The sequence below is a fragment of the Amycolatopsis sp. NPDC101161 genome, from assembly GCF_044768185.1.
Taxonomy (GTDB): Bacteria; Actinomycetota; Actinomycetes; order Mycobacteriales; family Pseudonocardiaceae; genus Amycolatopsis.
Map to the genome: position 1 here is coordinate 2,124,545 of NZ_JBIWPI010000002.1, position 25,932 is coordinate 2,150,476.

Consider the following 25,932-nt stretch of genomic DNA (forward strand, 5'->3'; position numbering starts at 1 on the left):
AGATGCGGATCGAGTCCAAGACCGGCCGGGACGTCGAGTCCATGGCCAGCATCGGACGCGAGCGCGAGGTCCTCTTCAAGGCCGGGTCGCAGTTCGAGGTCACCCGCGTCGAGCTGGGGCCGGGACACCCTGAGCACCCCAACTTCGAGAACCGGCCCGGGGCCCGGGACCAGCCGCAGTGGATCGTGCACGCCGAAGAGGTCGCGCCCGGTGATCCGCGGTACCGCGAAAACTCGCACGAAGCCATCGAGGAGCGGCGAGCCCAGGAACGCGCCGACGAGGAACGGTTCCAGCGCGAAGCCGACGCCGAGCTCGAGCAGTTCTACGCCGAACACCCCCATCTCAGGCCGACCAACGACCTGTTCAAGCTGCTCGGCGGGGACGAAGACGCGCCGCCGCCCGCCGTCAGACCCGCGCCCGCCACGAACGCGCCCGACGGCGGCTGGTCCCAGCTCGCCGAACCGCTCACGCCCGGTGGGACGCCCGTGCTGCACGCCGGGTCCGTCGAGACGCCGCAGCAGCACGCACGCCTGATCCGCGACGCCGTTCCCGAACTCGCCGCCGTCAACACCCGCAACCACTACAGCCCGGGTGACCACGGCTTCCGGACGAACGCCGCCGAGTCGATGACGGCCTTCGACCGGCGGATGAACGGTGAGGACGTCGTCGCCGGGCCGGCTCGCGGTGAGACGCTCGACGGGCCGTGGAGCAGCCGAAACAGCTTCGACGACGTCGCGAGCGACCTCGGCGGACGTCCCGTCGGCGCGCGGGCCGCCGTCGCCTTCGAACACGGTGGGCACGAACAGCTGGTCGCCGCCGTGCACACCGAGCACGGGGTCCTCTTCGCCGATCCCGTCACCGGGCGGCTCGCCGAGCTGCCGCACGACGCCACCGCGATCCGCGAACTGCCCCTCGGCCACCACGAAACGCCGACGATCACCGATCGTCTCAACCCGACGCCCGAGCGGCCGCCGCACGACGAGGGTTACCTCTTCGACGGCGAGCACCACGCGACCCCGGCCGACCACGAGAGCATCCGCAGCGCGGTCGGCGACGAGGGCGTCTACCAGGACATCCACGACCGCGCGCTGGCCCGCCGGGACGCCGCCGGGCTGCCGCTGACCGACGAAGCCGCCGTCGCGGTCCACGGCTACACCCGCGGTGAGTACGCCTACGACGTCAACGAGGCCCTCCGCCGCGGCCCCGGCCACCCCGGTTTCGACCTCGCGCAGGAGAACGCGCGAGCCATCACCGATGGCCTCAACCAGGTCCCGCGCACGTCCGGCGAGACCATCCGCGCCTTCGACGTCGGGGGTGACCCGCGGCTGGCCGAGCTCGTCGCCGGGCCGTACAACCCGGGTGACGTGGTCGTCGAGCCGGCGTTCTCCAGCGCGTCGATCAAGACCGACGAGTTCTCGACCAGCAAGTTCGGGGACGACGTCGAGCTGCACGTCCGGTCGGACAACCTCCGCGACATCTCGAAGCTCGCTGAGAACCCGTCCGAGCGCGAAGCGCTGTCGCCGCCCGGGACGCAGCTGCTGGTGCACGAACGACGGCTCGAGATCACACCCGAGGGCCGCCGCAAGTGGGTCGTCGAGGCCGAGGAGATCGGCCCGGGCCACGCGCGCTACCTCGACCCCGAGGCCGCGCAGCGGAAGATGGCCGAGCGCCGCGCCGAGAACGACCACAACGCGGCCGAGTTCGAACGGCGCCGGCAAGCCGCGCTGATGGAACGCCTCGGTGGCCTGACCGAGCCCGACCACGTCGCTGCGCCACCCGAGCACCCGACGGTCCACGACGCCGTCGCGGCCCCGGCCGAACCGCTGCCCGTCCCCGAGCCGGGGCCGGACTACTCGCAGCTGGCGCGCTCGACGAACCCGCCCGCCGAACCGGCCATCCACGCCGTCGGGACGACGCCGAGCGAGCGCGCGGCCTACGTCCAGGACCGGCACCCGCACCTGCGCGAGGTCAACCCGGGTTTCCACGAGCCGGGCGCGCTCGAGAACGGCTTCCTGTCCAACTGCACCCGCGGGCCCGGCGCGTACTGGGACCGGCTGCACGGCGGCAGCGCGACGGCCGAGCCGATCCCGTTCCACGAGATGGGCACGCGCGGCACGCTCGAGCACATCGAGGGCCGGTTCGGCGAGACGTTCTCCGCGCGCGGCAGCTACGACGACGTCATCCGCGAGATGCGGGACAGGCCGCTCGACCACCACGCCGTGGTCGCGGTGAAGTACGACGGCCCGAACGGCGCCGAGTACGGGCACGTCGCGATGGTCGTGCACACCCGCGACGGCGTCGCGTTCCTCGACCCGCAGTCCGGCGACCTCATGCACCTGCCGCAGCCGCCGAAGGACATCAAGCTGCTGCACGTCGGCACGCCCGGCACCGAGCACGTCCAGACCGAGCACTTCCAAGGCGAACACGGCGGCTACGGCCACGCGCCGCAGTCCCGCCTCGACGAACTCCTCGCCCAGCCACGGGTCGCCGAAGCGCTCGCCGGTGCCACCACCGACCTCGTCGTCAAGGACCACGAGGGGAACCCGCAGAACCTCGGGCCGGTCGGCGAGTTCGTCCGGACGCGGCTGGCCGAGCACCCGGAGCTGGTCGAACTCCTCCACGACCCGGCCAACGAGTTCCTGACGCGGTCGCTGCTGCGCAAGCCGGAGACGATCGCGAGCCTGCTGGTGCACGACGAGGCCGTCCCGATCCTGGCCGACGCGGTGCACGAGGTGCACCACCCGGACCCGGACGCGGAACCGGTGGGCCCGGACGCGGAGCCGACCCCGCTCACGCCGGACCAGGCCGAGACGTCCCACGAGGTGATCGACCAGGCGGAGGGGCACCCCCAGCAGCACCGCCGCCAGGCCGGGTTCGACTTGGGCAAGGCCGGGGACGAGGCTTACACGCGGGAGTACCTCGCCGAGCGCTACGCGGAAGCGGCGCGTGCCGACGCGAAGCTGAAGGAGATCCTGCCGCCGCTGGCGGAGGAGACCGGTGGCCACGCCGGGTTCCGGCCCGGGCCGAAGTCCGAAGGCCGGGCGATGGACAAGATCAACACCAACTACGACGGCGACGCGTCGCGGCTGGTCGACCTCGCGGGCGCGATGATCCAGTTCGAACGCGTGCAGGACGCCTACGCCGCGTTGGCGCGGATCGCGGACCACCCCGACCTGGAGATCGTCGACTTCGACGACCGCTTCGCGAACCCCGCTCCGGCGGGCTACCGCGACCTGCAGATGAGCGTGCGCATCGACGGGCACGTCGCCGAGCTGCGCCTGCACCTCAAGGCGCTGGACGACGTTTCGGCGTACGAACACTCGCTCTACGAGGTCCGACGCGATCTCAAGGCGCTCGCCAAGGCCGAGGGCCGGACCTACACCGCCGACGAACGAGCCCTGATCGACGGGCTGATCAAGCGCGAACGAGAGCTGTTCTGGAACGCGCTGCAGGGGAGTCTCTGATGGTCCGGACGCCGTCCTACTTCGAGTACTACGACCACACCTACGTGGTCGACAGCACGCCCGACGGCGGGCTCACCGGCCGGATCCTCAACTGGAAGACCGGCCGGTTCGACGAAGACAACGAGCACGTCACCGACGTGCTGTTCGACCACGGTCCGGACATCCGGAGCCTCGACCGCGAGCGGTTCATCCGCCGGACCGAGGAAGCGCGGCAGCGCTACCTCCGCGGTGACGGCCCGATCTTCGCGCTCTACCAGACGATCGACGCGATCTGGGCCGACGCGGAAGAGGAGAACCGCAAGATCACCAAGGAGGAACGCGCCTTGATCGAATCGCTGTACCGGCGCACCTTCAAGATGTGGGAGGACGAGTTCGCCCGCCGCGACGCCGGCGAAGCCCCGACCTTCACCTTCACCTCGGTGCTCGAGCGATGATTCACGTGGAACATCGACTTTCGCCCGAAGACCAGCGCACCCTCTTGGTGCAGCTGGGAAAGCTCGTCCGCGACCTCCGGACCGACGCCACGGGACCGGCCGCCGTCGACTTCCGGCAGGTCGGGACGCACCGCGAACTCCAGGGCCACAACGCGACGACGTCCGACGCCGTCGCCGAGCTGTTCTCCGAGCTGCGCCAGGGGATGGCCGCCGAGGGTCGCGGCACCTGGCTGCAGGCGCGCTTCACGCTCAACCCGGACGGCACCTTCGACTTCGACTTCGCGCTCGACGACGATCCGGTGTGGACGGACCCGCCGCCCGCGGCCGCCTACCCGGACGAGCTCGCCGCGTTCCCGCGCGCCGACGAGCACATCCCGGACTGGTGGCGGCTGCGGGCGCAGCTGCCGCTGGGCGTGGTGTTCCGGCACGCGGACGTCGGCGGCCCGGACGTCGAGCGCCCGCCGCTGACCGACACCGAGGTGCCGCTCGTGCTGCAGTACCTCGAGCGCGAAGCCGTCGTGCACGAAGACGGCGACGTGCGCTTCCACACCGACGGCACCTGGATCTGGCCGTCTTCGGTGACCGACCTGCTGGCCGAAGAAGGCGTTCCGCCGGAACCGGACCTGGTCGCGCACATCCGGCGCCACCACTTCCAGCCGCCGTACGTCGAGCCGCTGGTGCGCCGGACCGCCGCCGCCGACCTGCTCGGCGAGCCGCGGCCGAAGCCGAGCCGCGCCGACGTCAAGAAGACGAGCGGGGACGTCGCCGCGGAGCTGGAGACGACGCCGGATCCGCGGCTCGCCGACGAAGAGCTGCTGATCGTGCTGGTGCAGCGGCTGGGCGAGCACGGCGTCTGGCCGGAGGCGTACCGCGTCGGCGACCGGGCCGACGGGACGTGGTGCCTCAACTTCACCCCCGACGGCTGGGAAGTCGCCGCGTACGCCGGCGGGAAGCCGCGCGAACCGAAGTACTTCGACCGGCTCGAAGACGCCGCCCAGCAGCTGCTCGGCGCGTTGCTGCTGCACCCAGCCCGGATGACCGCCGGCCACGAAACCCCGCTGGAGACCGCCCGGGAGCTCGACGACTGGCCGGTCCACCCGGCGCCGGGTGAGCCTCCCCTCACCCTGCTCCGCAACAAGCGCATCACCCGGCTGGTGGCGGGTACGGTCGTCCTGCGCTTCGGCGAGGAACCCGGCAACCTGGTCCACCACGGGGAGGTACGGTTCGCCTCGACGTCGCTGCCACTCGAACGTGAGCGGCTGCGGCGGAGCTACCGGCTGAGACGCCCTCTGCACGTGATCACCGGCATCACGGTTCCGTGGGCGAACCTGCCGGGTGGCGCGGTGGCCTTCGTGCTGCCGAAGACGATCGCCGAGCACGAGTCCGACGGAAGCCTGGAGAGGATCGAGTAGGTGGAAGCGGCGGAAGCGATTGCCAAGGTCGGCCAGTGGCTGCGCGCGGTGCACGGCCCGGACGTCTCCGGTCCCGCGGGCTTGCGGGTGGACACCGAGAAGGTGCTGCGCATCCCCGAGGGCTGGTCGGTGCCCTACAACACCATCGCGTTCCTCGACGAGGGCCGGCCGGAGAAGGAGATCTTCCCGCCGCCGTCGGTCGTCGTCCGCGAGCCGGACGGCGAGCTGCGCCAGGCGCACCCGCACCCGGGCGGCCTGTCGGTGCCGGTGGCGTTCCCCGGCCAGGAGAACTGGCGCGAGGTCGTCGACCCCGAGTACGTGAAGGCCGGGCTCGGTGAGCTGGGCGTGCCGCTGCAGGCGGTCGCGGGCTGGGTGAAGGTCGACGCCGAGGGCAACCAGACCGGCGAAGAGCGCGAGAACCCCGAGTACAAGGCCGGGCCGATCCGCCGCGGCTACCCGAAGCCGGAGAACACCCTGGAGACGCTGCTGTCGTTCGGCAGCGTCGGCTGGCTGACCCGGGAGCTGCTGCTCATCGGGCTGATCCGGTGCGAGGTGTACGTCCCGCTCGACCTGGAGACCGGCAAGACCGACCGGTTCTACTTCGCCGAAGAGCGCAACGAGCTCAAGGTGTTCAGCTCGACCCGGCACCTGCCTTCGCGCGAGCACGGCTGGTGGAAGGTCGACGTCGCGACGCTCGCCGAGTTCGAGCACCCGCCGAACCTGGTGATCAACGGCGGCCCGACGACCATCGAGGACGTCTCCAGCGGCGAGCTCGCCGAGATCGTCCAGCGCTTCCCGCGGCACGAGCCGCGCGTCGACGTGCACGGCCGCTGCCCGGAGGCCGAGGAGGACCTGATCCGCGTCGCCGCCGATACCGCGGCGCGGATGGGGCTGCCGGACCCGGTCAAGCCGCCGCTCGCCGCGGCCGAGAAGGCCCGGCGGCGCGGCTTCGAGCTGACCGCCGAGGAGTGCGCGAAGACCGTGCTCGGCGAGTCGTGGCTGAAGCGGCTGCAGATGCCGGAGCCGCCGCGCAGCAAACCGAACGACCTGCGCGCGAACGGCCTGGCCCCGGCCTACGACAACGCCGGCCGCACGACCCCGCGGCTGGACACGTTCGGCAAGTACTTCGAGCGGAACCTCGACGGCTTCCGCTACGGCTGGCAGCGCGTCACGGGCGCGTACGTCGGCTTCGCGCTCGGGGAGGCCCTCGGCGCGGCCGTCGACCGGATGATGCTGCACGACATCCACGCGAAGTACGGCATCGAAGGCGTCACCGACATGGTGCCCGCGTTCGACCAGCCGGGCCGGATCGGCTCGCTGACGCAGCGGCTGCTCTTCTACACCGAGGCCGCCATCCGCAGCCCGCACCGCGAGCGGCCGGAGTCGCGTGAGGCCGAGCAGCTCTTCCCCGGCGTCGTCCGCGGGGCGCTGCAGCGCTGGCTGCGCACGCAGGGCGCGCCGATGGAGAACGCCGACGGCTGGCTCGTCCAGGTCGCCGACCTGCACGCCCGCCGCGACGCCGACGACGCCGAGCTCAACGCCTACCACCAGCTCGCGACCGAAGCCGGCGGCGCGCCGCCGATGACCGGCCCGGCCGCGCTGATCCCGGCGTTGCCCGCCGCGCTGACCATGGCCGGGCCCGGCAGCGGCCTCTCCGGGGGCGCGCGCCAGGCCGTGCGCGACCTCGCCGGCGTCACGCACCCGACCGAGCCGGACCTGGCCGCCGCGACCTACCTGACCTGGCTGTTCGAGCACGCGCTGACCAAGGACGCGTTCAGCTTCCCGATCTGGAACACCAGCCGCGAGGTGCTCAACCCGGACAACCAGTACCAGCAAGGCCCGGAGTGGACGGCGATCGCGGAGATGGTCGCCGAGTCGGTGCCGTTCTTCGGCGAGCACGGGCTGCCCGACCTGCGGATGCCCGAGCTGATCGGCGACGGCAAGACGACGCTCTCGGTCCTCGGCCGCGCCTTCGCCGCGTTGTCGGGCTTCGAGAACTACCCGGAGCAGGCGCTGCTTCGCGCCGTCAACCACTCCGGCCGCAGCGCGCTCACCGGCGCGATCGCCGGTGCCCTGCTCGGTGCGCGCACCGGGATCCCGGGGCTGCCGCAGAAGTGGGTCGACCAGCTGGAGCTGCGGTACCTGGTGGAGAACGTCGCTTCGGACGCCTACTGGCACTTCGACCGCCACTCGGCACTGAGCGCGCTCGGCGACCAGTGGATCGAGCGGTACCCGCGGCGTTAGCCCGAGGATGGGGAGCATGACTGAAAGCGGCGACGGCTTCGTCGAGTGGAAGCCCGACGTCGACCCGGAGTTCGACGAAAAGGCGTTTCCCGACCTCGGCCTCCCGGTGCGCGCCATCCGGGGCTGGGCGCAGTACACGCTGTTCGGGGAGCCGACCGGCCCGCGCCGCGCCAACGAGCAGTACACGCCCGGCCCGGTCTGGCGCGGCTTCCCGGTGCCGTCGACCGACGTCGAGAAGCTCCTGAACTACCTCGGCGCGAACTGGATCAGCCGCGCCGAGTTCGTCCGCGCGCTGCTGGACTGCGAAGTCCTGGTGCCCACGCCCGGCGGCGAGCCGCTGGTCCGCCCGGTGCCGGACGGCCGCGAGGTCATCGCCTACAGCTCGTCGGCGAAGGTGCCGGGTCGCTACCCGCACCGGTGGCGGGTGACCGTCCGCGACCTGCTGGCGGACCTCCCCTCGACCGGCCTGACGCTCGACCCCGGCACCGGCCTGGTCCGCAGCCTCACCGCGGCCGAGCTGGCCGACGCCGGCCCCGCCGAACGGCGGCCCAAGGTCGACGAGCCCGCGCCGGAAGCCGGCCCGGAGGTCGCCGAGGCGCTGCCCGCGCTGGTCGCGGAGTTCGGCGTCGAGCCCCCGGACCTGCTGGAACGGCACCTGCGCTACGCCGTCGACCACGCCCGCGACTACCACTTCGAGCTGACGCCGGAGGAGTGCGTCCGGTACCTGCGCGGGTTCGCCTGGCAGTACCGCAACGGCGTCCGGCGACGGGCGGGCCAGGACCCGGAATGGCCCGCCGACCTGGGCGCGAACGGCCTGATCGCGCACGTCGGCGAGGACGCGCGGCCGCGGCCGGTGCCGTGGACGTACGGCAAGTTCTCCGCCTTCGGCACGTTGGCCGCGCGCTTCGCGTGGCACCGGATCGTCGGCGCGTACGCCGGCTTCGCCATCGGAGACGCGCTGGGCGGCGGCGCCACCGGTCCGCTGCCGATGGGCGGGCTGACCCGGCACCTGCTGTTCCACACCGACAGCGTGCTGCGCGGCCTGCCGCCGGTACCGACCGGCGAAGTGCCTTCGCCGCTGCCCGGTCCGGACCCCGTCGGCTGGCTGGCGGTCGCGACGCGGCACGCCGGATTCGCCCCCGACGACGCTTCGGCGTTGCTCGCCACGGCGTTGGCCGCGACCCCGGCCGGTGCGGTCGCCATCGACGGTGTCGACGGCGAGCAGTACGCGAAGGACGTCGCCCGCGAGCTGGCCGGTGGTGAAGACACCGAAGGCGTCGACCTGCTGATCGCGCTGTTCCAGACCCTGCTCACCCGGGACGCGTTCGCCCTGCCGATGCACCTGCGGCTGCGGGAGATCGGCGGTGACCTCGCGGCCCAGACACTGGCGTTGCGCGAGGACCGCGACGCCGACGACGTCACGCAGCTGGAGAGCATCGGCGACGGCCGGACCGTCCGGTCGGTGCTGGGCCGGGCGCTGTTCGCCGCGGCCAAGCGCGGCTACGACCCCGAAGCGGCGATCACGCTCGCCGCGCGGTCCGGCCCGGTCGCCGGCGCCATCGCGGGCGCGCTCGTCGGCGCCCGGCTCGGCGTGCCCGGCCTGCCCGCCGCGTGGGTCGCGGCCCTGCCGGACCTCGGACTCCTCGAAGACGTCGCCAGTGACGTCTTCTGGTACTTCAACCGCAACGGCCTCCAGACGGAGACCGCGGAGCACGCACGCTGGGAGCGCCGGTACCCGAGCGGCCGGTTCACCCCGAAACCGAAGGGACCGGACTTGCGATCGCGACTGCGCGGAAGCCTGCTGGCCGGGGCGATCGGCGACGCGCTGGGCGCCAAGACGGAGTTCGACTCGATCGACCGGATCCGCGAGATCGCCGGGCCGGCCGGGATCACCGACTTCATCCCCGCGTACGGCGGCGTCGGCCGCATCACCGACGACACGCAGATGACGCTCTTCACGCTCGAAGCGCTGATCCGTGCCCACGCCCAGCAGCGGAAGACCGGGTCGGCGGACGTCGTCCACTCGCTGCAGATGGCCTACCAGCGCTGGCTGCACACGCAGGGCGTCTCGTGGGACCGGGCGCGCGGGCCGCAGTCGGCCGTCGAGGCGCCGGACGGCTGGCTGATCACCCACCAGGAGCTGTTCAGCCGCCGCGCGCCGGGGCTGACCTGCTTCGGCGAGCTGGAGGCGTACGGCCGCGCGGGCGTGCGGGGCAGCATCGAACGGCCGGTCAACAACTCGAAGGGCTGCGGCGGCGTGATGCGCGCGGCCCCGGTCGCGCTGTGGTCGGCCGACCTCGCGGAGGTGTTCCGGCTCGGCGCCGAGAGTGCGGCGCTGACCCACGGTCACCCGAGCGGGTATTTGTCCTCGGGCTGCTTCGCGGTGCTCGTCCACGGGCTGCTGCACGGGAAACCGCTGCTCGACGCCCTGGCGGCCGCGCGCGACGAGCTCGTCAAGCACCCGGGGCACGAAGAGCAGAGCGAGGCGCTCGACGCGGCCTTGGCGCTGGCGGAGCAGGGACCGCCGACGCCGGAGAAGCTCGAGACGCTCGGGCAGGGCAACGTCGGCGAGACCGCGCTGTCGATGTCCGTGTACGTCGCGCTGACCACCACGGACGCCGACACGGCGTTGCTCGCGGCGGTCAACCACAGCGGGGACAGCGACTCGACCGGCTCGGTCTGCGGCAACCTCGTCGGCGCGATGTACGGCGAGGAAAGCCTGCGGGACAGCTGGCTGGAGCAGCTGGAACTCCGCGACGTCATCGTCGGCCTGGCGGACGACGCGCTCACCGAGTTCGGCCCGGACGCCCCGGGTGACGACCGGTGGTTCGCGCGGTACCCGGTCGACTAAGTTTCGGGTGTAACTGGGGTCAGGGGAGGACGAAACGTGCGTTACCGGGTAGAGGTGGCTGAACGCCCGGACGGCCTGTACGCGACGTGGGGCGAGGGGACGTTCCGCGCGCAGCGTTCGACGACCGACGGCACCGTGCTGCTGTCGGTGCTGCCGGACGAAGAGGCGCCGGAGGACTTCGACAAGGAGTTCGAGGACCGGCCGGCCAGGGTCGTCCCGGCGAGCGAGGTGCCGTCGACGTTCACGCTGCGCACCTTCGCCGCGTACGACGACGAGGTCTTCGAGGTCGCGCCGGGCGCGCGGCCGGAGCTGACCCTGCGCTGGGTCCGCGACGACGCCGCCCGCGCGGCGCAGCTGGGCCTGACCGACTTCTCGGTCACGGTGCCGGCCAAGCAGGTCACCGCGTTGTGGCAGACGCGGCAGGACTTCACCGAGACGCCGGAGGCGCGGCCGCAGCCGGGCACCGGCGACCAGAACGCGCTGCTGCGCGCCATCGGCCGGACGCTGCTGCACACCGTGCCGGGCGGCTGGGCCCGCGTCGGCGCGCAGTTCCGCCAGGTCGGGGACTACTCCGAGATCGAGGTCCGCGCGGTCGGCGACGAGGACGGCCCGGTGTCGGTCTCGCTGCCCGCGGCCCCGAAGCTCGGCGGGCTGTTCGCGCGGCTGCGTGCGGCGATGTTCCAGCCCGAGACGGGCACCTGGTTCCAGGGCACCTTCACGCTCGACGCCGAGTCGCAGTTCGACTTCGACTTCGACGCCGACCGCGAGCCGGACTGGCGGGTGCCGCCCAACGACGGCGGCCGCCCGTCGACCGCGGCCTACGAGCTGGAGCTGGCGACGTTCCCACGGTCGCCGAAGCACGTTCCGGCGTGGCTGACGGCGAAGGCCGGGCTGCCGCTGGACGTCACGTTCCGGCTGGCCCGGACCGCCGACTCGCACGCCGAGGGCGAGCGGCCGGTGGTCAACCGGCCGCCGGTGCCGCCGGACCAGGTCCGCGGCCTGCTCGACTACCTGTTCCGGGCGCCGGTCGCGCTGCACCGGCCGGCGCCGCTGCCGGACATCTTCGGGGCGCCGGGCGCGAAGCCGGACGTGCCGAACGCCTTCCACACCGACGGCACCTGGATCTGGCCCGCCGCCGTGCCGCACTACCTGCGCAAGTACGGGGTGCCGCCGGAGCCGGAGCTGGTCGAGCACGCTCGCGCGATGAGCTTCCGGCCGCCGTTCGTCGGCGAGCTCGTCCGCGCGACGGCGGAGGCGGAGGTCCTCGGCCAGCCGCGGCCGCCGCAGACGGCCGCCGACCTGCCGGACGAGCGCGCGCTCACCCGCGTCGCGCGCGGCGAGCAGGTGCGGACGCTGAAGGGCGCGGAGACGCTGGAGCTGCTCCAGCAGCGGCTCGCCGAGCACGGCGTGCCGTCCTCGGCCTACCGGATCGGCGCCAACGAGGTCCCCGCCGACGACGTCTGGACGCTGCGGCGGGCGGAGAACGGCTGGGAGGTCTCGCGGCCGCCGGCCGACGAGCCGGTGGCGTTCGGCTCGCTCGCCGACGCGGCCCGCTTCCTGCTCGGCGTGCTGCTGATGCAGCCGCCGCGGCCGGCGGAGGAGTCCGACCAGCCCGCCGACTGGCCGATCCTGCCGATGCGCGGCGAACCGCCGTTGAACTTCTATCGCGGCAAGCGCCTGATCGTGCTCACGCCGGGCACGACGGTCGTCCGGTTCGGCAACGAGACCGGCAACCTGGTGCACGCCGACGGCTCGCGGTTCGTCGAGACGGCGCTGGCGTTCGAACGCGAACGCGAGAAGCGGCTCTACCGCGTCCAGCGCTCGCTGCGGGTGCTGACCGGTGTGGCGGCGCCGTGGAGCGGGATGCCGGGCGGCGCGGTCGCCTACCTCCTGCCGCGGCCGCTCGCCCAGCACCTCGAAACGGGCGCGCTCAGCAGGCAGTGATCAGGACGGCGGGCGACCACCAGTAGCCGGCGAGCGGCTCGACGTCGACGTCGGCGAAGCCCGCCGTCCTCAGCTGCCCGGCCCAGACCGCGGCCGGGTGCTCCCAGTTCGTCCGCTCGTGCCCGGCGACGATCCCGAGCAGGACGGGCAGCAGGAACCCCTGCGCGACCAGCGACGCGTCCGCGCCGTACTCGGCGACGCCGCGCTCGTAGCGTTCGACGAGCGAGCGAAGGTGGTCCATCGACCCTTCGACGTACTCGGGGACGTCGAACTCGGCGAGCACCAGCGTCCCGGTGCGCGGCTGCAGCGCCCGCAGGACGTCCGCGCGCTGCTCCGGCTCGATGGACTGCAAGGCGAACGTCGACTGCGTGAAGTCCCAGCCGAGGTCGTCACGGGCCAGGAACTCCTGCGCGGTGGCCTGCCAGCAGGTCGCCGCCGGCACCCGCTCGCGGACGCCGTCGAGCAGCGCGGCCGACGGCTCGACCAGGTCGATCCGGCTCGGCACGTGCGTGGCCTGTTCCAGCGCGGGCACGACCGCCAGGCCGTCCCCGCAGCCCAGGTCGAGCAGCGATTCCGGCTTGGCGCTGTCGTAACGCGCGGCCAGTTCCTCGCTCAGCCGCCGGTAGAGCTCGACGTTGCCGCCGCCGCGGATGAACGCCGTGAACGCTTCGGGCTGGTCGTACACCGCCGCCGCGCCTTCGCCGGCCAGGTGGATCCGCAGCTCGTCGGCCAGCGGGGAGCCGGCCCGGCGGGCGAGTTCGGCGGCGCGGTCGCGGTCACCGGAGCGGTAGGCGGCGAGGGCGTCGGCGAGCAGCTCGATCGAGGTCATGGTCCGGGGATATCAGAACGGGACCCACAACGTCACCCGAGTGCCGCCACCGGCGAGTCCCGACTCGACGCGCGAGGTCCCGCCGACCTCCGCCAGCCGCGCGGTGATCGACTCGCTGATGCCGAACCCGGCCGGGTGGTCGGCCGCGCTGAAGCCGCTGCCGTGGTCGCGGGTGATCACCGCGATGCCGCCGTCGCGCTCCTCGACGCGCACCACGACCCGGTCGGTACCGGAGTGCTTCATCGTGTTCCGCATCGCCTCGCGCACGGCGTCGCGGATGGCGATCTGCCGGACCTCCGACAGCGTGTCGTCGTCCAGTTCGGCCACCACGAGCTGGGCGCGCAGGCCGTCCCGCGCCATCTCGGCGGCGAGCGCGGCGAGCTTCTCGCCCAGCGGCCGGGCGCCCGCCTCGGCCTGCTCCGACTTCGCCGTCTCGATCATGTGCCGGATTTCCATCGCCTGGGCGCGGGCGAGCCGCTGGATCTCGACCAGCCGCTCTTCGGCGTTCGACGTGTCGGACAGCGCCATGGCTTCGAGGGTCTGCAGCACGGTGTCGTGCAGCATCCGGTGCTGCTGGGCACGCTCGGCGAGCCGGCCGTTGCGGGTGCCGTAGGCCAGCGCCAGCCGGGTGCCGAGCCCGGTCAGCACCAGCGCGGCGGTGGCCAGGAACAGCTCGGCGAGCAGCGCGGAGTACGTCGACAACGCGGCGCCGACGTGGAACTGGCCGCTGTTGAGCCAGTTGGCCAGCATCCGCAGCGGGAAGCTGAGCAACCCGAACACCAGCCCGCTGGGGACGCCCAGGGCGAGCGTCAGCAGCCCGGCTTCGCCGAAGAGGTGGAGGCTGCTGACCGCCAGCGCGTCGAAGTACGCCTCGGGCGGCACGGCCAGCGCGAGGACCAGCGGCGAGAGCACGGTGAAGACGAGGTCGACGGCCAGCAGCTTCCCCGCGTCCCGGCCGCGGTAGGGCGCCGAGCGGAACATCCAGCGGAAGCCGATCACGTTCACCGCGACCGAGAGCAGGGTGAACAGCCCGACCGGCAGCAGCCCGGTCGCGCCGTGGCGGAAGACGTAGACGCCGAACTGGCCGGGCACGGCGAGCAGCCGGAAGGCGAGCGGGATGAGCACGACGTACCGGGTGGCGCGCAGCAGCAGGCCGTCCCGGCGGGTCGGGTCGATCGGGCCGCCGATCTTCGAGATCCGCTTCAGCGCGTGGATCGGGGTGGGGTCGCCGATCTCTTCCGAGAGCTCGCTGGTGGCCGTCGCGATCGCGGGCGCGCCCTGCCGCAGGAGCGCCACGAAGAAGCTGCCCCCGGTCGCCGGCTTCGGCGGGTCGGGCGCTTCGGTGGACATCGCGCGGACAACCCCCTGGTCACGTCGGTGAACCGAGGTTAGGGAGTATCACCGATCCGCGGGGGTGTGGTCCAGCGATCCACGGAATTGACAGAAATCCGGTCAGGAATTTCCGATTCCCTGCTCGGCCGCCCACTTCTTCAGCTCCGCCACGGCGTCGTCGTGCTCCAGCGGCCCGCGGTCCAGGCGCAGCTCCTTGAGGAACTTCCACGCCTTGCCGACGTCCGGCCCCGGCTTGATGCCCAGCAGCTCCATGATCTGCTCGCCGTTGAGGTCCGGCCGCACGCGGTCGAGGTCCTCCTTGGCCTTGAGCGCGGCGATCCGGGCCTCGAGGTCGTCGTAGGTCGCCTGCAGCGCGGCCGCCTTGCGGCGGTTGCGCGTGGTGCAGTCGGCGCGGACGAGCTTGTGCAGCCGGGTCAGCAGGGGACCGGCGTCGGTGACGTACCGGCGGACCGCCGAGTCCGTCCACTCGCCCTTGCCGTAGCCGTGGAACCGCAGGTGGAGGAACACGAGCTGGGAGACGTCGTCGATGATCTCCTTGGAGAACTTCAGCGCCCGCAAACGTTTGCGGGCCATCCGCGCCCCGACCACCTCGTGGTGGTGGAAGCTCACCCCGCCGCCGGGCTGGAACTCCCGCGTCGCCGGCTTCCCGGCGTCGTGCAGCAGCGCCGCGAGCCGCAGGATCAGGTCGGGCTCCGACGTCGGCTCGTGCGTCTTCTCCAGCTCGATCGCCTGGGCGAGCACGGTCAGCGAGTGCTGGTAGACGTCCTTGTGCTGGTGGTGCTCGTCGATCGCCAGCCGCATCCCGGGCACCTCGGGCAGCACCCGGTCGGCCAGCCCGGTGTCCACGAGCAGCTCCAGCCCCGGCCGCGGGTCGTCCGCGAGCAGCAGCTTCGACAGCTCGGCCTGGACGCGCTCGGCGGTGATCCGGTCGATCTCGCCCGCCATCGACGTCATCGCGTCGACCACCCGCGGCGCGGCGGTGAAGCCGAGCTGGGCGGCGAACCGGGCGGCCCGCAGCATGCGCAGCGGGTCGTCGGCGAACGACTCCTGCGGCGTCGCCGGCGTGTCGAGCACCTTCTCCCGCAGCGCGCTCAGCCCGTCGTGCGGGTCGATGAACGTCTTGGACGCCAGCTCGACGGCCATCGCGTTGACCGTGAAGTCGCGCCGGAGCAGGTCGCCCTCGATGCTGTCGCCGAAGGTGACCTCGGGGTTGCGGCCGACGCGGTCGTAGCTGTCCGCGCGGAACGTCGTGATCTCGAGCTGCATGCCCTTCTTGGTCACGCCGACCGTGCCGAACGCGATCCCGACGTCCCAGACCGCGTCGCCCCAGTCGCTGACGATCTTCAGCACCCGGTCCGGCCGCGCGTCCGTCGTGAAGTCGAGGTCACCGGAGCGCCGGCCGAGGAGCGCGTCGCGCACGCTCCCGCCGACGAGGTACAGGCGGTGCCCGGCCCGGGCGAACCTTTCGGCCAGCTCGTCCGCCAGGGGGGAGAGCCGCATCAGCTCCACCACCGCGTTCTCCTTGGCGACCACGTCGTTCACGAAAATCCCACTGGGTTCGGGTGCGATTACTACAGGCACCACCGGACAGGACACGGAGAGCCAGCCTACCGGGGCAACCGTTTGCTCTAGCATCGCAGCATGTCTGGATCAGCCGGCCGCCCCGGCGCCTCGAAGCCGCGGAGGCGGCGCAGGCGTCAGCGCGGCAGGCGCCTGACCACGGTCGACGAGACGTCGGCCGGCGGTCTCGTGGTGGACGCCGAGCGCGAACAGGCGGTGCTGATCGGCCGGCTCGACCGGCACGGCAGACTGCTGTGGTCGCTGCCCAAGGGCCACATCGAGGACGGTGAAACGGTGGAACAGACGGCCGTGCGCGAGGTCAAGGAGGAAACCGGCATCTCCGCGCGCGTGCTGCGGCCACTCGGCACCATCGACTACTGGTTCGTGGCGGAGCGGCGGCGCATCCACAAGACCGTCCACCACTTCCTGCTCGAAGCGCTCGGCGGCGAGCTGTCCGACGAGGACGTCGAGGTCACCGAGGTGGCCTGGGTCCCGCTGGCCGAGCTCGAGACCAAACTCGCCTACTCCGACGAACGCAAGCTCGTCCGGAAGGCCAGCCAGATGCTCAAGGAACTTTTCGCGCGCCCGGACGTCCACGGACGAGACGAGCACGCCCCTGAGGGAGCCCCCGAGTGAAGCGGTTCGCCGCAGCCTTCCTTTCCGTCCTCTTCCTGGCCGTTCCCGCTCTCACCGGAGCCACGGTGGCCCAGGCGGAGGAAGGCGCGCGCCTGCGCGTCGACCTGACCCAGCTGAACCCGCGCGTGATCACGAGCTCGTCGACGACGCTGACCGTCGCCGGCACGGTGACCAACACCGGCGACCGCAAGGTCACCCGGCCGCAGGTCCGGCTGCAGGTCGGCGAGCGGCAGACGACCTCGCGCGGGATCAACGACGTCCTGGCCGGCGCCGTCATCAAGGACACCCCGCTGACCGAGTTCACCTCCGTCGCGGACGTCCTGGAGCCGGGGCAGAGCGCGCCGCTGAACATCACGGTGAACCTGACCGGTACGAAGGCCGCGCAGTTCGGCAGCCCCGGCGTCTACCCGCTGCTGGTGAACGTCAACGGCACCCCGGAGTTCGGCGGCCCGGCCCGGCTGGGCGCGGTCAGCATGCTGATGCCGGTGCTGGCCCGGCCGGGCAAGTCGGCGGGCCACTCGTCGGCGGGCGCGCCGAGCATGACCCTGCTCTGGCCGCTGACCAGCACCGTCCCGCAGGTCTACACGGCGGCGTACGGCCAGCCGCTGGTGCTCCGCGACGACCGGCTGGCCGACGAGATCGGCCCCGACGGCCGGCTGAACGCGCTGGTCACCGCCGCGTCGACGGTCGGGCACAGCGACACGCGCCTCGCCAATTCGATGTGCTTCGCGCTCGACCCGGACCTGCTGACGACGGTCGACCTGATGAGCCGCGGCTACCAGGTCCACACCGACGCCGGGAACGTCGACGGCAAGGGCGCGCAGACCGCGAAGACGTGGCTCGCCTCCCTGCGCACCCTGCTGACCGGCCGCTGCGTGGTGGCGCTGCCCTACGCCGACGCCGACCTGAACACCCTTTCCCGGATCCGCCCCGGCGATCCGATCCTGGTCGCGCAGGCGGCCGCGTCGGCGGCGGCCATCCAGCAGCTGACGGGCGTCACCCCGCAGACCGGCGTGCTCTGGCCGGACGGCACGCTCAACGAGGCCGTGCTCACCGCGCTGACCCAGGCCGGCGTCAAGACCGTGCTGACCGACGCGGCGAAGCTGGCCCCGGCCGGTGCCGGCGGCGGCGTCACCGTGCAGGGCGGCGCCGTGCGGGCCCAGCCGACCGACTCGCTGATCTCCGCGGCGATGTCCGGCGTGCCCAGCGTGCCCGACTCGGTCACCGTGGCCGCGAGCACCGAGCGCGCGATCTCGAGCCAGAACGGGCTCGGCGCGCTGGCCTTCCGCGCGGGCCTCGGCCTCCCGGCCGGCCAGGAGCGCCCGGACCACCTGCTGGTCGCCCCGCCGCGGCGGTGGGACGCCCCGGCCGCCGAGCTCACGGCGTACCTGCAGCAGGTCGGCGACTTCCTCAACGCCGGCGTCGTCACGGCCTCTTCGCTCCCGTCGCTGCTGGACGCCGATCCGAAGACCACCGGCGCGGTCGGCGACGGCGGCCAGAACCCCGGCTCGGTCCCCGACCCGGCGCTCGTCTCGACGCTGTCGAAGCTCGACGAGCAGGCCACCGGGATGGCGTCGGCGATGCAGCTGGACCCCACCAAACGGGTGAAACCGGACGACGTCGTCGCACCGGTCCGGCTGGCCGAGCTGCGCGGCGCCTCCACCGCCTGGCGGGGCCTGCCCGCCGACGCGGCGACCGCGAACGCGCAGGCCGAGATCGCGGCCATCAGCGACCGGGTGAGCGTCCAGCAGCCGCGGCAGACGATCGCGCTCGCGTCCGGCAACTCGCCGCTCCCGGTGTACGTCGTGAACGACCTGCCGGTCGGGATCAACGCGCGGTTCACCCTGAACAACAACATCGGCCTGCGCGCGGACGACACGAAGGAGCGGTCCTTCCCGGCGGGCGGCGGCCGGAACTACTTCCTCCCGGTGGAGGCGCTGCGGGCCGGCCGGTTCAGCGTCGATGTGTCGTTGAGCACGCCGACCGGTACCCCGCTCGGGTCATCCGCGCGCTTCGAACTGACGTCCACGGAGTACGGCGCGATCACCATCATCGCGACCGTCACCGCAGGTGTGGCCCTGCTTCTGCTCGCCTCGCGGCGCATCTACCGGCGGGTGAAGGACGCCCGGGCGGGTCGCGACGTCGTGGACTGATGCCTCGGCCTTCGAGTGTTCCGGGCGGTTCCCGATTACCCTTGGTCCGCACATGCGCGGCACCGGGCCGCGGGCACCGGACGAGCACCGAGGATTGGGCACGCGTTGGAGAGAGAGCCGGGCTTACCACCCGAGCGTGCGAGTCGTCCTCGGCGCGAAGGCGCTCAGCCCCCGCAACGGGGTGACGGCCCCCCGCGCCCGGTCCGCCGCCAGCAGCCGCCTCCGCCACCGCCGGAGCGCGGCCGCAGGCAGCCGCCCCGCAACGGTCAGCCGCGCCCGGTGCCCCCGCCGCCGGACGACGCGACGGTCCGTGACCGCCGCCCGCCCCGCGAGGACGGCCCACCCCGCCCGGCCCGCGACGAAGCACCGCCCCGACGCCCGGCTCGTGAAGACGCCGCTCCACCGCGGCGTCCGGCCCGGGACGACGCGCCCCCGCGCGACGGCCGCCCCGATGGCCCGCCTCGCGACGGCCGTCCCGTCCGCGACGACGCGCCTCCCCGCGACGGCCGTCCCATCCGGGACGACGGCCCGCCTCGCGACGGGCGTCCCGTCCGGGACGACGTGCCTCCCCGCGACGGCCGTCCCGTCCGCGACGACGGCCCGCCTCGCGATGGCCGCCCCGTCCGGGACGACGCGCCTCCCCGCGACGGCCGTCCCATCCGGGACGACGGGGTGCTCCGCGAGCAGCGGCCCGCCCGCGACGGCGCGCCCCCGCGCGACGCCTGGCCCACCCATGACGAAGCGCCACCCCGCGAGCCGCGCCCGCCCCGGCGGGTCCCGCCCCCGGGTGCCCCTCCGCAGCAGCCGCCGCCCGGCAACCCGCCCCGCGGCGGCCAGCCACCTCGGGCGGCCGGCGGCCCGGCACCCACTCGCGTCCAGCCGGTCCCGCCCCTGCCGAACCCGCCGGGGCCCCCGCCGCCGCAGGGGCCGCCGTCGGCCCAAGGACGGCTGCCGCAGCCCGCCCCGCCGGTGACCCCGCCCCCGGGCAGCCCGGCCCCCGGCACGCCGCCGCCCGGCATCCCCGTGCCCCCGCGCGGCCGCGGCTCCCGGCGTCCCGCGCCGGTCCGGCCGTGGCAGGAGGAGGCCCAGCGCCCGCCCGACCCGGAGGCGACGCGGTTCATCCCGCGCACCGCCGGCGTCCCGATGAACTCGCGCTGGCCGGTCGCCGACCCGGACGTCATGCGCCCGTACGACGCGCTGGCCACCCAGGTCATGCCGGCGCTCAAGGGCCCGCTGGTCAAGCCCAGGCCGGGCGAAGAGGTCGAAGCGCCGGCCAAGGCGCCGTCGCTGGCGAAGGCGTCCGGCCGGATGGCGATCGCGTCGCTGATCAGCCGGATCACCGGCTTCCTGTGGAAGCTGCTGCTGGTCGGCGCGATCGGCCAGGGCATCGCGAACGACTCGTTCAACGTCGCCAACACGATGCCGAACATCATCTTCGAGCTGCTGATGGGTGGCGTGCTCGCGAGCGTGGTGGTGCCGCTGCTCGTCCGCTCGCAGGACGATCCCGACGGCGGCGCGGCCTACACCCAGCGGCTGATCACGGTGGCCTTCTCGCTGCTGCTGGTCGGCACGGTCGTCGCGGTGCTCGCGGCGCCGGCGTTCACCGGCCTCTACGTCGACGGCTCCGGCAAGGCCAGCTCCGGCCTGACCACGGCGTTCGCCTACCTCCTGCTGCCGGAGATCTTCTTCTACGGCGTGTTCGCGCTGCTCTCGGCCGTCCTGAACGCCAAGCAGATCTTCGGACCGACGGCCTGGGCACCGGTGATCAACAACCTGGTGGTCATCTTCACGATCCTGGTCGTCTGGATCATGCCGGGCGACATCGACACCGCGCACCCGTCGATCACCGACCCGAAGGTGCTGACGCTCGGCATCGGCGTCACCGGCGGCATCGTCGCCCAGGCCCTGCTGCTGGTGCCGCCGCTGCTGCGGTCCGGCTTCCGGTTCAAGTGGCGCTGGGGCATCGACAAGCAGATGAAGGAGTTCGGCGGCCTCGCGCTCTGGATCCTCGGCTACGTCGCCGTCAGCCAGATCGGGTACACGATCAACACGCGCGTGCTGACCAGCGGTTCACCCGGTGGTGTGACGGCCTACAGCAACGCCTGGCTGCTCTTCCAGCTGCCGTACGGCGTCATCGGCGTCTCGCTGCTGACCGCGATCATGCCGCGGATGAGCCGCGCGGCCGCCGACGGCGACCACAAGAAGCTGATCGGCGACCTCTCCTACGCGTCCCGGATGTCGACGGTGATGCTCGTCCCGATCTCCGCGGTGATGACCGTGGTCGGCGGCTCGATCGGCATCGCGCTGTTCACCTTCGGCAAGGGCACGGTCGACACCGCCGAGCGCCTCGGCGACGCCCTCGCGATCTCGGCGTTCGCGCTGCTGCCGTACGCGCTGGTCATGCTCCAGATGCGCGTCTTCTACGCCATGAAGGACGCCCGCACGCCGACCTTGATCATGATCGTGATGACGCTGGTCAAGGTGCCGCTGCTGTACCTGTGCCCGGTGCTGCTGTCACCGGACAACGTCGTGCTCGGCGTCATGATGGTCAACGCGCTGACGTTCGTGGTCGGCGCGATCCTCGGCCAGGTCTGGCTCTGGGTGACGCTGGGCAACCTGCGGAGCAAGCGGGTGATCGGCGTGATCCTCTTCACGGTCGTCGCCAGCGCGCTCGGCGTCGGGGCGGCCTGGGTGGCCGGCCACATCGTGCCGGACTCGTTCGGGCCCCGGCTGGGTGCTTGGGTCAAACTCTTCTTGCAGGGCATCGTGGGCATCGTCGTCTCGTTCGGCGTGCTGATGGCGCTGAAGGTGGAGGAGCTGAAGCCGGCCACTTCGAGGTTCACCCGGTTGATCAAGCGGGGGTAACGATTCCGGTACGGAAGGCGACGACTCGTGCGTCGTATTCTGGGTACCCTCGACAACGGGATCGAGCGGGAGCGAGTGAGGGTGGACACGAGGCGGAGCGAACAGGCGGGGGGTGCGAACCACGTGGGCAAGGCCCAGGTCGGATCGCTGGCCCCCGGGCGTGTGGTCGGCGACGGCCGTTACCGCCTCCTCGCGCAGTTCGGCGTGGACGAGCGGGCCGACGCGCACCTCTGGCGCGCCCGGGACGGGCAGCTGAAGCGGGACGTCGCGCTGACCCTGCTGGTCGGTGACCCGGCCGACCCCGAAGCCGCCCGGCTGGCCCGGCGGACCCTCGAACGCGCCACGCACGCGTCCAAGTTCGGTCACGGCGGCGTCGCCCGCGTGCTCGACGTGCTCGCGCTCGGCAGCGGCATCACCTCCAGCGAAGGCCTGCTCGGCGTCGTCGTCGCGGAGTGGACCAAGGGCAGCGACCTGGTCGACCTCGTCGCGCAGCGGCCGGTGGCCCCCGCCGCGGCCGCGCGGATGGTGCAGGCGCTGGCCGAAGCCGTCGAGCAAGCGCACCAGAACGGGCTCGTCCTCGGGCTCGACCACCCCCAGCGGCTGCGGCTGACGCCGAACGGCGCGCTGAAGCTCGCGTTCCCCGGCCCGCTGCCGGAGGCGACGCTGCGCGACGACGTCAAGGCGCTCGGCGCGGTCCTGTACCTGCTGCTGACCGGCCGCTGGGCGCTGCCCGGCGGCCCGCCCGCGATCCAGCCGGCCCCGCTGTCGCCGCAGGGGCGGATCGTCCCGCCGCGCCAGCTGGTGCCGACGGTCCCGGCCGACCTGTCGTCGCTGGCCGTCCGCACGATCGAGGACGGCGGCAACGGCGGCATCCGCACCAGCGCGGCCATCCTCCGCATGCTCGACCAGGTGGCCGAGGAAGAAGAGCGGACCCAGCTGATCAAGGCCGTCGGCGGCGACCCGGCCGAGGGCGAAGGCACCGTCTGGACCACGAAGAAGCCGATCAAGGACGTCGCCCGGCGGCGCAAGCTCGCGCTCGGCGTCACCGTGCTGGTGGTCGCGACGGTCGTCATCCTCGCCTGGGGCGGGCTGATGCTGATCAACGTCTTCCAGGGTGAGTCGAAGGTGAGCGGGCCGACGATCAACGTCGCCGCGCCGCCGGCGTCGAGCCAGCCCGCCGGGCAGCCACCGGCGTCGTCGGCGCCCGCCCCGCCGCCGTCGCCCACCCTGGGAGCGCCGGTGGCGGCGCAGAACGCTGCCGTCTACAACCCCGAGGGCAAGGGCGACAACCCCGGACGCGCGAAGAACGCGATCGACGGCGACCCCGGCACGGTGTGGAAGACCGAGCAGTACAAGCAGCAGTTCCCCACCATCAAGCCGGGTGTCGGGCTGGTCGTGACGTTCCCGGATGCGATCAACCTCAGCCAGGTGAAGGTCAGCGGCGGTACCGCGGGCACCAAGGTCGAGATCCGGTCGGCGACCGAGAAGAACCCCGACCTGGCCGACACGAAGGTTGTCGGCAACGGCGACCTGCAGGACGGCGACACGACGATCCCGCTGGCGCAGCCGACCCAGAGCAAGTTCTTCATCATCTGGATCACCCAGCTGGGCGGCGACAGCGGCCAGTACCTGACCCAGATCGGTGACCTGACCTTCCTGCCTGCGGGGTGACGCACCCGACAGGGTCAGTAGGCTCTGCCGGGTGACAGCTGCAGCTCCCACGGATGCGGATCTGATAGCGGCTCACGCCGCGGGGGACCCCCATGCGTTCAGCGAACTCGTCCAGCGACATCGCGACCGCATGTGGGCGGTCGCGCTGCGCACGGTCCGCGACCCGGAAGAGGCCGCCGACGCGCTGCAGGACGCGTTCATCTCGGCGTTCCGGGCCGCCGACAAGTTCCGCGCGGAGTCGCAGGTCACGACGTGGCTGCACCGGATCGTGGTGAACGCCTGCCTCGACCGGATCCGCCGCCGCCAGGCCCGCCCGACCGTCCCACTGCCGGAAACCGGCTTCAACGAGCCGGCCACCCCGCGCGACTCGATGGCCGAACGCGAGACGAGCCTGCTCGTGCGCCAAGCCCTCGACCAGCTGCCGGAGGAGCAGCGCGCGCCGATCGTGCTCGTCGACGTCGAGGGCTACTCCGTCGCGGAGACGGCGAAGATGCTGGGTATCGCCGAAGGCACCGTGAAGAGCCGGTGCGCGCGGGGCCGCGGAAAACTCGCGAAGGTTCTCGGACACCTGCGGAACCCCGATGCGATTGCGAACGTCCCAACTCACGAAAGCAAACGGGCCGGGCGCCAGCCGGGTAGCGGGGAGGGACGATGACGGACGAAAGCCGGGGGATCGGGGGGACCGTCGGTCCGCCCTGGTCTGTCGACGTGCTCGCCGATCTCCACGCCGGTGTCCTGGACGACGATCGCGCGGCCGCGCTGTGGCCGTTGGTGACCGCCGACCCGGAGGCGCGGGAGATCCTGGCCGCCCTCGACGCGACGCAGGCCGACCTGGCCTCGCTCGCCGACGCGCCCGCCCCGCCGATGCCCGCCGAGTTCGCGGCCCGGCTGGACGCGGCGCTGGCCGCCGAAGCAGCGGCCCGCTTTCCCGAAAAGACCCAGCCCAGTGCCCGGCCGGCAGCTCCGGCACCGCAGGGTGCCCAGGTGGTCGACCTCGCGGCGGCGCGGAGGCGGCGGAACAAGCGGCTCGGCTGGGCCGCCGGCGTCCTGACCGCGGCCGCGGCGGCGGTCGTCGCCGTGACCGTCGCGCTGCCCTCGACGTCGCAGCAGAGCGGCACCCCGAACGTCGCGGCCCCGGCCCCCACGGGCCCGTCGGTCGGCAGTGACGGCAGCGGCGCGCAGGCCCTGGTCGGCAAGGCGGTCGGCGTCCGCGACTTCGGCCCGCTGCAGAACGAAGACCGGCTGGACGCGTGCATCGCGGCCGCCGGGCTCGACCCGAAGGTGCGACCGGAGGGCATCCGCCCGGTGAACGTCGGCGGCAAGGCCGGGGTCATGATCATCCTGACCACCGGCAAGCTCGCGCAGTTCCGGCTCGTGGCGTTCGGCGCGGACTGCGGACCCGGCAACCCGGCGGTGCTGTTCGACAAGGTAGTCGGGGAGAAGTAGCGGCTGTCACCGCCGGGAACACCGCCACCTACGATCGTGTTGAGCCTGGTACAGGTCACTACGAGCGGAGGTCACGGGTGGCTGCCGAAGAAATCAGGAACCTGATCGTCGTCGGGTCGGGTCCTGCCGGATACACCGCTGCCGTTTACGCGGCACGAGCCCAGCTGGAACCGCTGGTGTTCGAGGGCACGCAGTTCGGCGGCGCGCTGATGACGACGACCGAGGTCGAGAACTTCCCCGGGTTCCGCGACGGCATCATGGGTCCGGACCTGATGGAGGAGATGCGCAAGCAGGCCGAGCGCTTCGGCGCCGAGCTGCGCGCGGAAGACGTCGAGTCGCTGGAGCTGACCGGGGACGTCAAGTACGTCGTCGCGAACGGCAAGCGCTACGCCGCCCGGGCGGTCATCCTCGCCATGGGCGCGGCGGCGCGGTACCTCAACGTGCCGGGTGAGCAGGAGCTGCTCGGCCGCGGTGTCTCGGCCTGTGCGACCTGTGACGGCTTCTTCTTCCGCGACCACGACATCGTGGTCGCCGGTGGTGGCGACTCCGCGATGGAGGAGGCGACCTTCCTGACGAAGTTCGCGAAGTCCGTCACGGTCGTCCACCGGCGCGACGAGTTCCGCGCGTCCAAGATCATGCTCGAGCGCGCCCGCGCGAACGAGAAGATCAAGTGGAAGCTGAACTCGCAGATCACCGGCGTGGTCGGCGACGGCAAGGTCGAAGGCCTGAAGCTCAAGGACACCAAGGACGGCTCGGAGTCGACGCTGGACGTGTCGGGCTTCTTCGTCGCGATCGGCCACGACCCCCGCAGCGAGCTCGTGCGCGGGCAGGTCGAGCTGGACGAGGACGGCTACGTCGTCACCCAGGGCCGGACGTCCTACACCAACCTCGACGGCGTGTTCGCGGCCGGCGACCTGGTGGACCGCACCTACCGGCAGGCGATCACCGCCGCCGGCTCCGGGTGCAGTGCCGCGATCGACGCGGAACGATGGCTGGCGGAGCACGGCGAAGCGGACGCGCACGAGGCGCCCGAGCTCGTCGGCGGCGGCTACGGCGCGGGCACCAACTGA

17 protein-coding genes are annotated in these 25,932 nt (G+C 72.6%); 13 read left to right on the plus strand and 4 right to left on the minus strand.

Annotated features, from left to right (window positions below):
• The first annotated feature begins 2 nt into the window (after positions 1–2).
• The 6 genes from ACIRSS_RS21520 to ACIRSS_RS21545 are packed head-to-tail and all read left to right on the plus strand — an operon-like array spanning position 3 to position 12,349.
• The gene (locus ACIRSS_RS21520) at positions 3–3,464 is read left to right on the plus strand and encodes a toxin glutamine deamidase domain-containing protein (protein WP_400897311.1); all 3,462 of its coding nucleotides are present in this window, start codon (positions 3–5) and stop codon (positions 3,462–3,464) included.
• Positions 3,464–3,898, plus strand: a complete 435-nt coding sequence (locus tag ACIRSS_RS21525) for a hypothetical protein (protein WP_400897313.1) — start codon at positions 3,464–3,466, stop codon at positions 3,896–3,898. The genes ACIRSS_RS21520 and ACIRSS_RS21525 overlap by 1 nt, the downstream gene beginning before the upstream one ends.
• Positions 3,895–5,310 (plus strand): TNT domain-containing protein, encoded by a 1,416-nt coding sequence (locus tag ACIRSS_RS21530; RefSeq protein ID WP_400897315.1) that lies wholly within the window; start codon positions 3,895–3,897, stop codon positions 5,308–5,310. The genes ACIRSS_RS21525 and ACIRSS_RS21530 overlap by 4 nt, the downstream gene beginning before the upstream one ends.
• Positions 5,311–7,554: an ADP-ribosylglycohydrolase family protein gene (locus ACIRSS_RS21535; RefSeq protein ID WP_400897317.1), complete on the plus strand. Its 2,244-nt coding sequence runs from the start codon at positions 5,311–5,313 to the stop codon at positions 7,552–7,554. It abuts the gene before it with no gap.
• Between the two features lie 16 nt (positions 7,555–7,570).
• On the plus strand, positions 7,571–10,405 hold the full coding sequence (locus ACIRSS_RS21540; RefSeq protein ID WP_400897319.1) for an ADP-ribosylglycohydrolase family protein: 2,835 nt from the start codon (positions 7,571–7,573) through the stop codon (positions 10,403–10,405).
• 36 nt (positions 10,406–10,441) lie between these two features.
• Complete coding sequence (locus ACIRSS_RS21545; protein ID WP_400897321.1) at positions 10,442–12,349, plus strand: TNT domain-containing protein; 1,908 nt, start codon at positions 10,442–10,444, stop codon at positions 12,347–12,349.
• Here the strand turns inward: ACIRSS_RS21545 and ACIRSS_RS21550 are convergent.
• The 3 genes from ACIRSS_RS21550 to ACIRSS_RS21560 all read right to left on the minus strand — a co-directional run bounded on the left by ACIRSS_RS21550 (position 12,336) and on the right by ACIRSS_RS21560 (position 16,073).
• Positions 12,336–13,178, minus strand: a complete 843-nt coding sequence (locus tag ACIRSS_RS21550) for a class I SAM-dependent methyltransferase (protein WP_400897323.1) — start codon at positions 13,176–13,178, stop codon at positions 12,336–12,338. The two genes, ACIRSS_RS21545 and ACIRSS_RS21550, sit on opposite strands and share 14 nt — an antisense overlap.
• A gap of 12 nt (positions 13,179–13,190) precedes the next feature.
• The gene (locus ACIRSS_RS21555) at positions 13,191–14,528 is read right to left on the minus strand and encodes a sensor histidine kinase (protein ID WP_400897325.1); all 1,338 of its coding nucleotides are present in this window, start codon (positions 14,526–14,528) and stop codon (positions 13,191–13,193) included.
• Positions 14,529–14,630: 102 nt separating this feature from the next.
• Positions 14,631–16,073 carry a CCA tRNA nucleotidyltransferase gene (locus ACIRSS_RS21560; RefSeq protein ID WP_400897327.1) on the minus strand — a complete coding sequence of 481 codons (1,443 nt, stop codon included), beginning with the start codon at positions 16,071–16,073 and terminating at the stop codon, positions 14,631–14,633.
• A gap of 99 nt (positions 16,074–16,172) precedes the next feature.
• Between ACIRSS_RS21560 and ACIRSS_RS21565 the strand changes: the two genes are divergently transcribed.
• Positions 16,173–16,727, plus strand: coding sequence for an NUDIX hydrolase (locus ACIRSS_RS21565; RefSeq protein WP_196425812.1), 555 nt, complete (start codon positions 16,173–16,175; stop codon positions 16,725–16,727).
• Complete coding sequence (locus tag ACIRSS_RS21570) at positions 16,724–18,880, plus strand: DUF6049 family protein (protein WP_400897329.1); 2,157 nt, start codon at positions 16,724–16,726, stop codon at positions 18,878–18,880. The genes ACIRSS_RS21565 and ACIRSS_RS21570 overlap by 4 nt, the downstream gene beginning before the upstream one ends.
• Positions 18,881–19,003: 123 nt before the next feature.
• Here the strand turns inward: ACIRSS_RS21570 and ACIRSS_RS21575 are convergent, their stop codons facing one another.
• Positions 19,004–19,615, minus strand: a complete 612-nt coding sequence (locus ACIRSS_RS21575) for a hypothetical protein (protein WP_400897331.1) — start codon at positions 19,613–19,615, stop codon at positions 19,004–19,006.
• Between the two features lie 408 nt (positions 19,616–20,023).
• On the opposite strand from ACIRSS_RS21575, the gene murJ reads away from it, so the two are divergent.
• The 5 genes from murJ to trxB all read left to right on the plus strand — a co-directional run bounded on the left by murJ (position 20,024) and on the right by trxB (position 25,932).
• Complete coding sequence (murJ, locus tag ACIRSS_RS21580; protein ID WP_400897607.1) at positions 20,024–21,745, plus strand: murein biosynthesis integral membrane protein MurJ; 1,722 nt, start codon at positions 20,024–20,026, stop codon at positions 21,743–21,745.
• Between the two features lie 81 nt (positions 21,746–21,826).
• Positions 21,827–23,416 carry a hypothetical protein gene (locus ACIRSS_RS21585; RefSeq protein WP_400897333.1) on the plus strand — a complete coding sequence of 530 codons (1,590 nt, stop codon included), beginning with the start codon at positions 21,827–21,829 and terminating at the stop codon, positions 23,414–23,416.
• Between the two features lie 31 nt (positions 23,417–23,447).
• On the plus strand, positions 23,448–24,071 hold the full coding sequence (sigM, locus tag ACIRSS_RS21590) for an RNA polymerase sigma factor SigM (protein WP_400897335.1): 624 nt from the start codon (positions 23,448–23,450) through the stop codon (positions 24,069–24,071).
• The gene (locus ACIRSS_RS21595; protein ID WP_400897337.1) at positions 24,068–24,862 is read left to right on the plus strand and encodes a hypothetical protein; all 795 of its coding nucleotides are present in this window, start codon (positions 24,068–24,070) and stop codon (positions 24,860–24,862) included. The genes sigM and ACIRSS_RS21595 overlap by 4 nt, the downstream gene beginning before the upstream one ends.
• Before the next feature lie 77 nt (positions 24,863–24,939).
• The gene (trxB, locus tag ACIRSS_RS21600) at positions 24,940–25,932 is read left to right on the plus strand and encodes a thioredoxin-disulfide reductase (RefSeq protein WP_400897339.1); all 993 of its coding nucleotides are present in this window, start codon (positions 24,940–24,942) and stop codon (positions 25,930–25,932) included.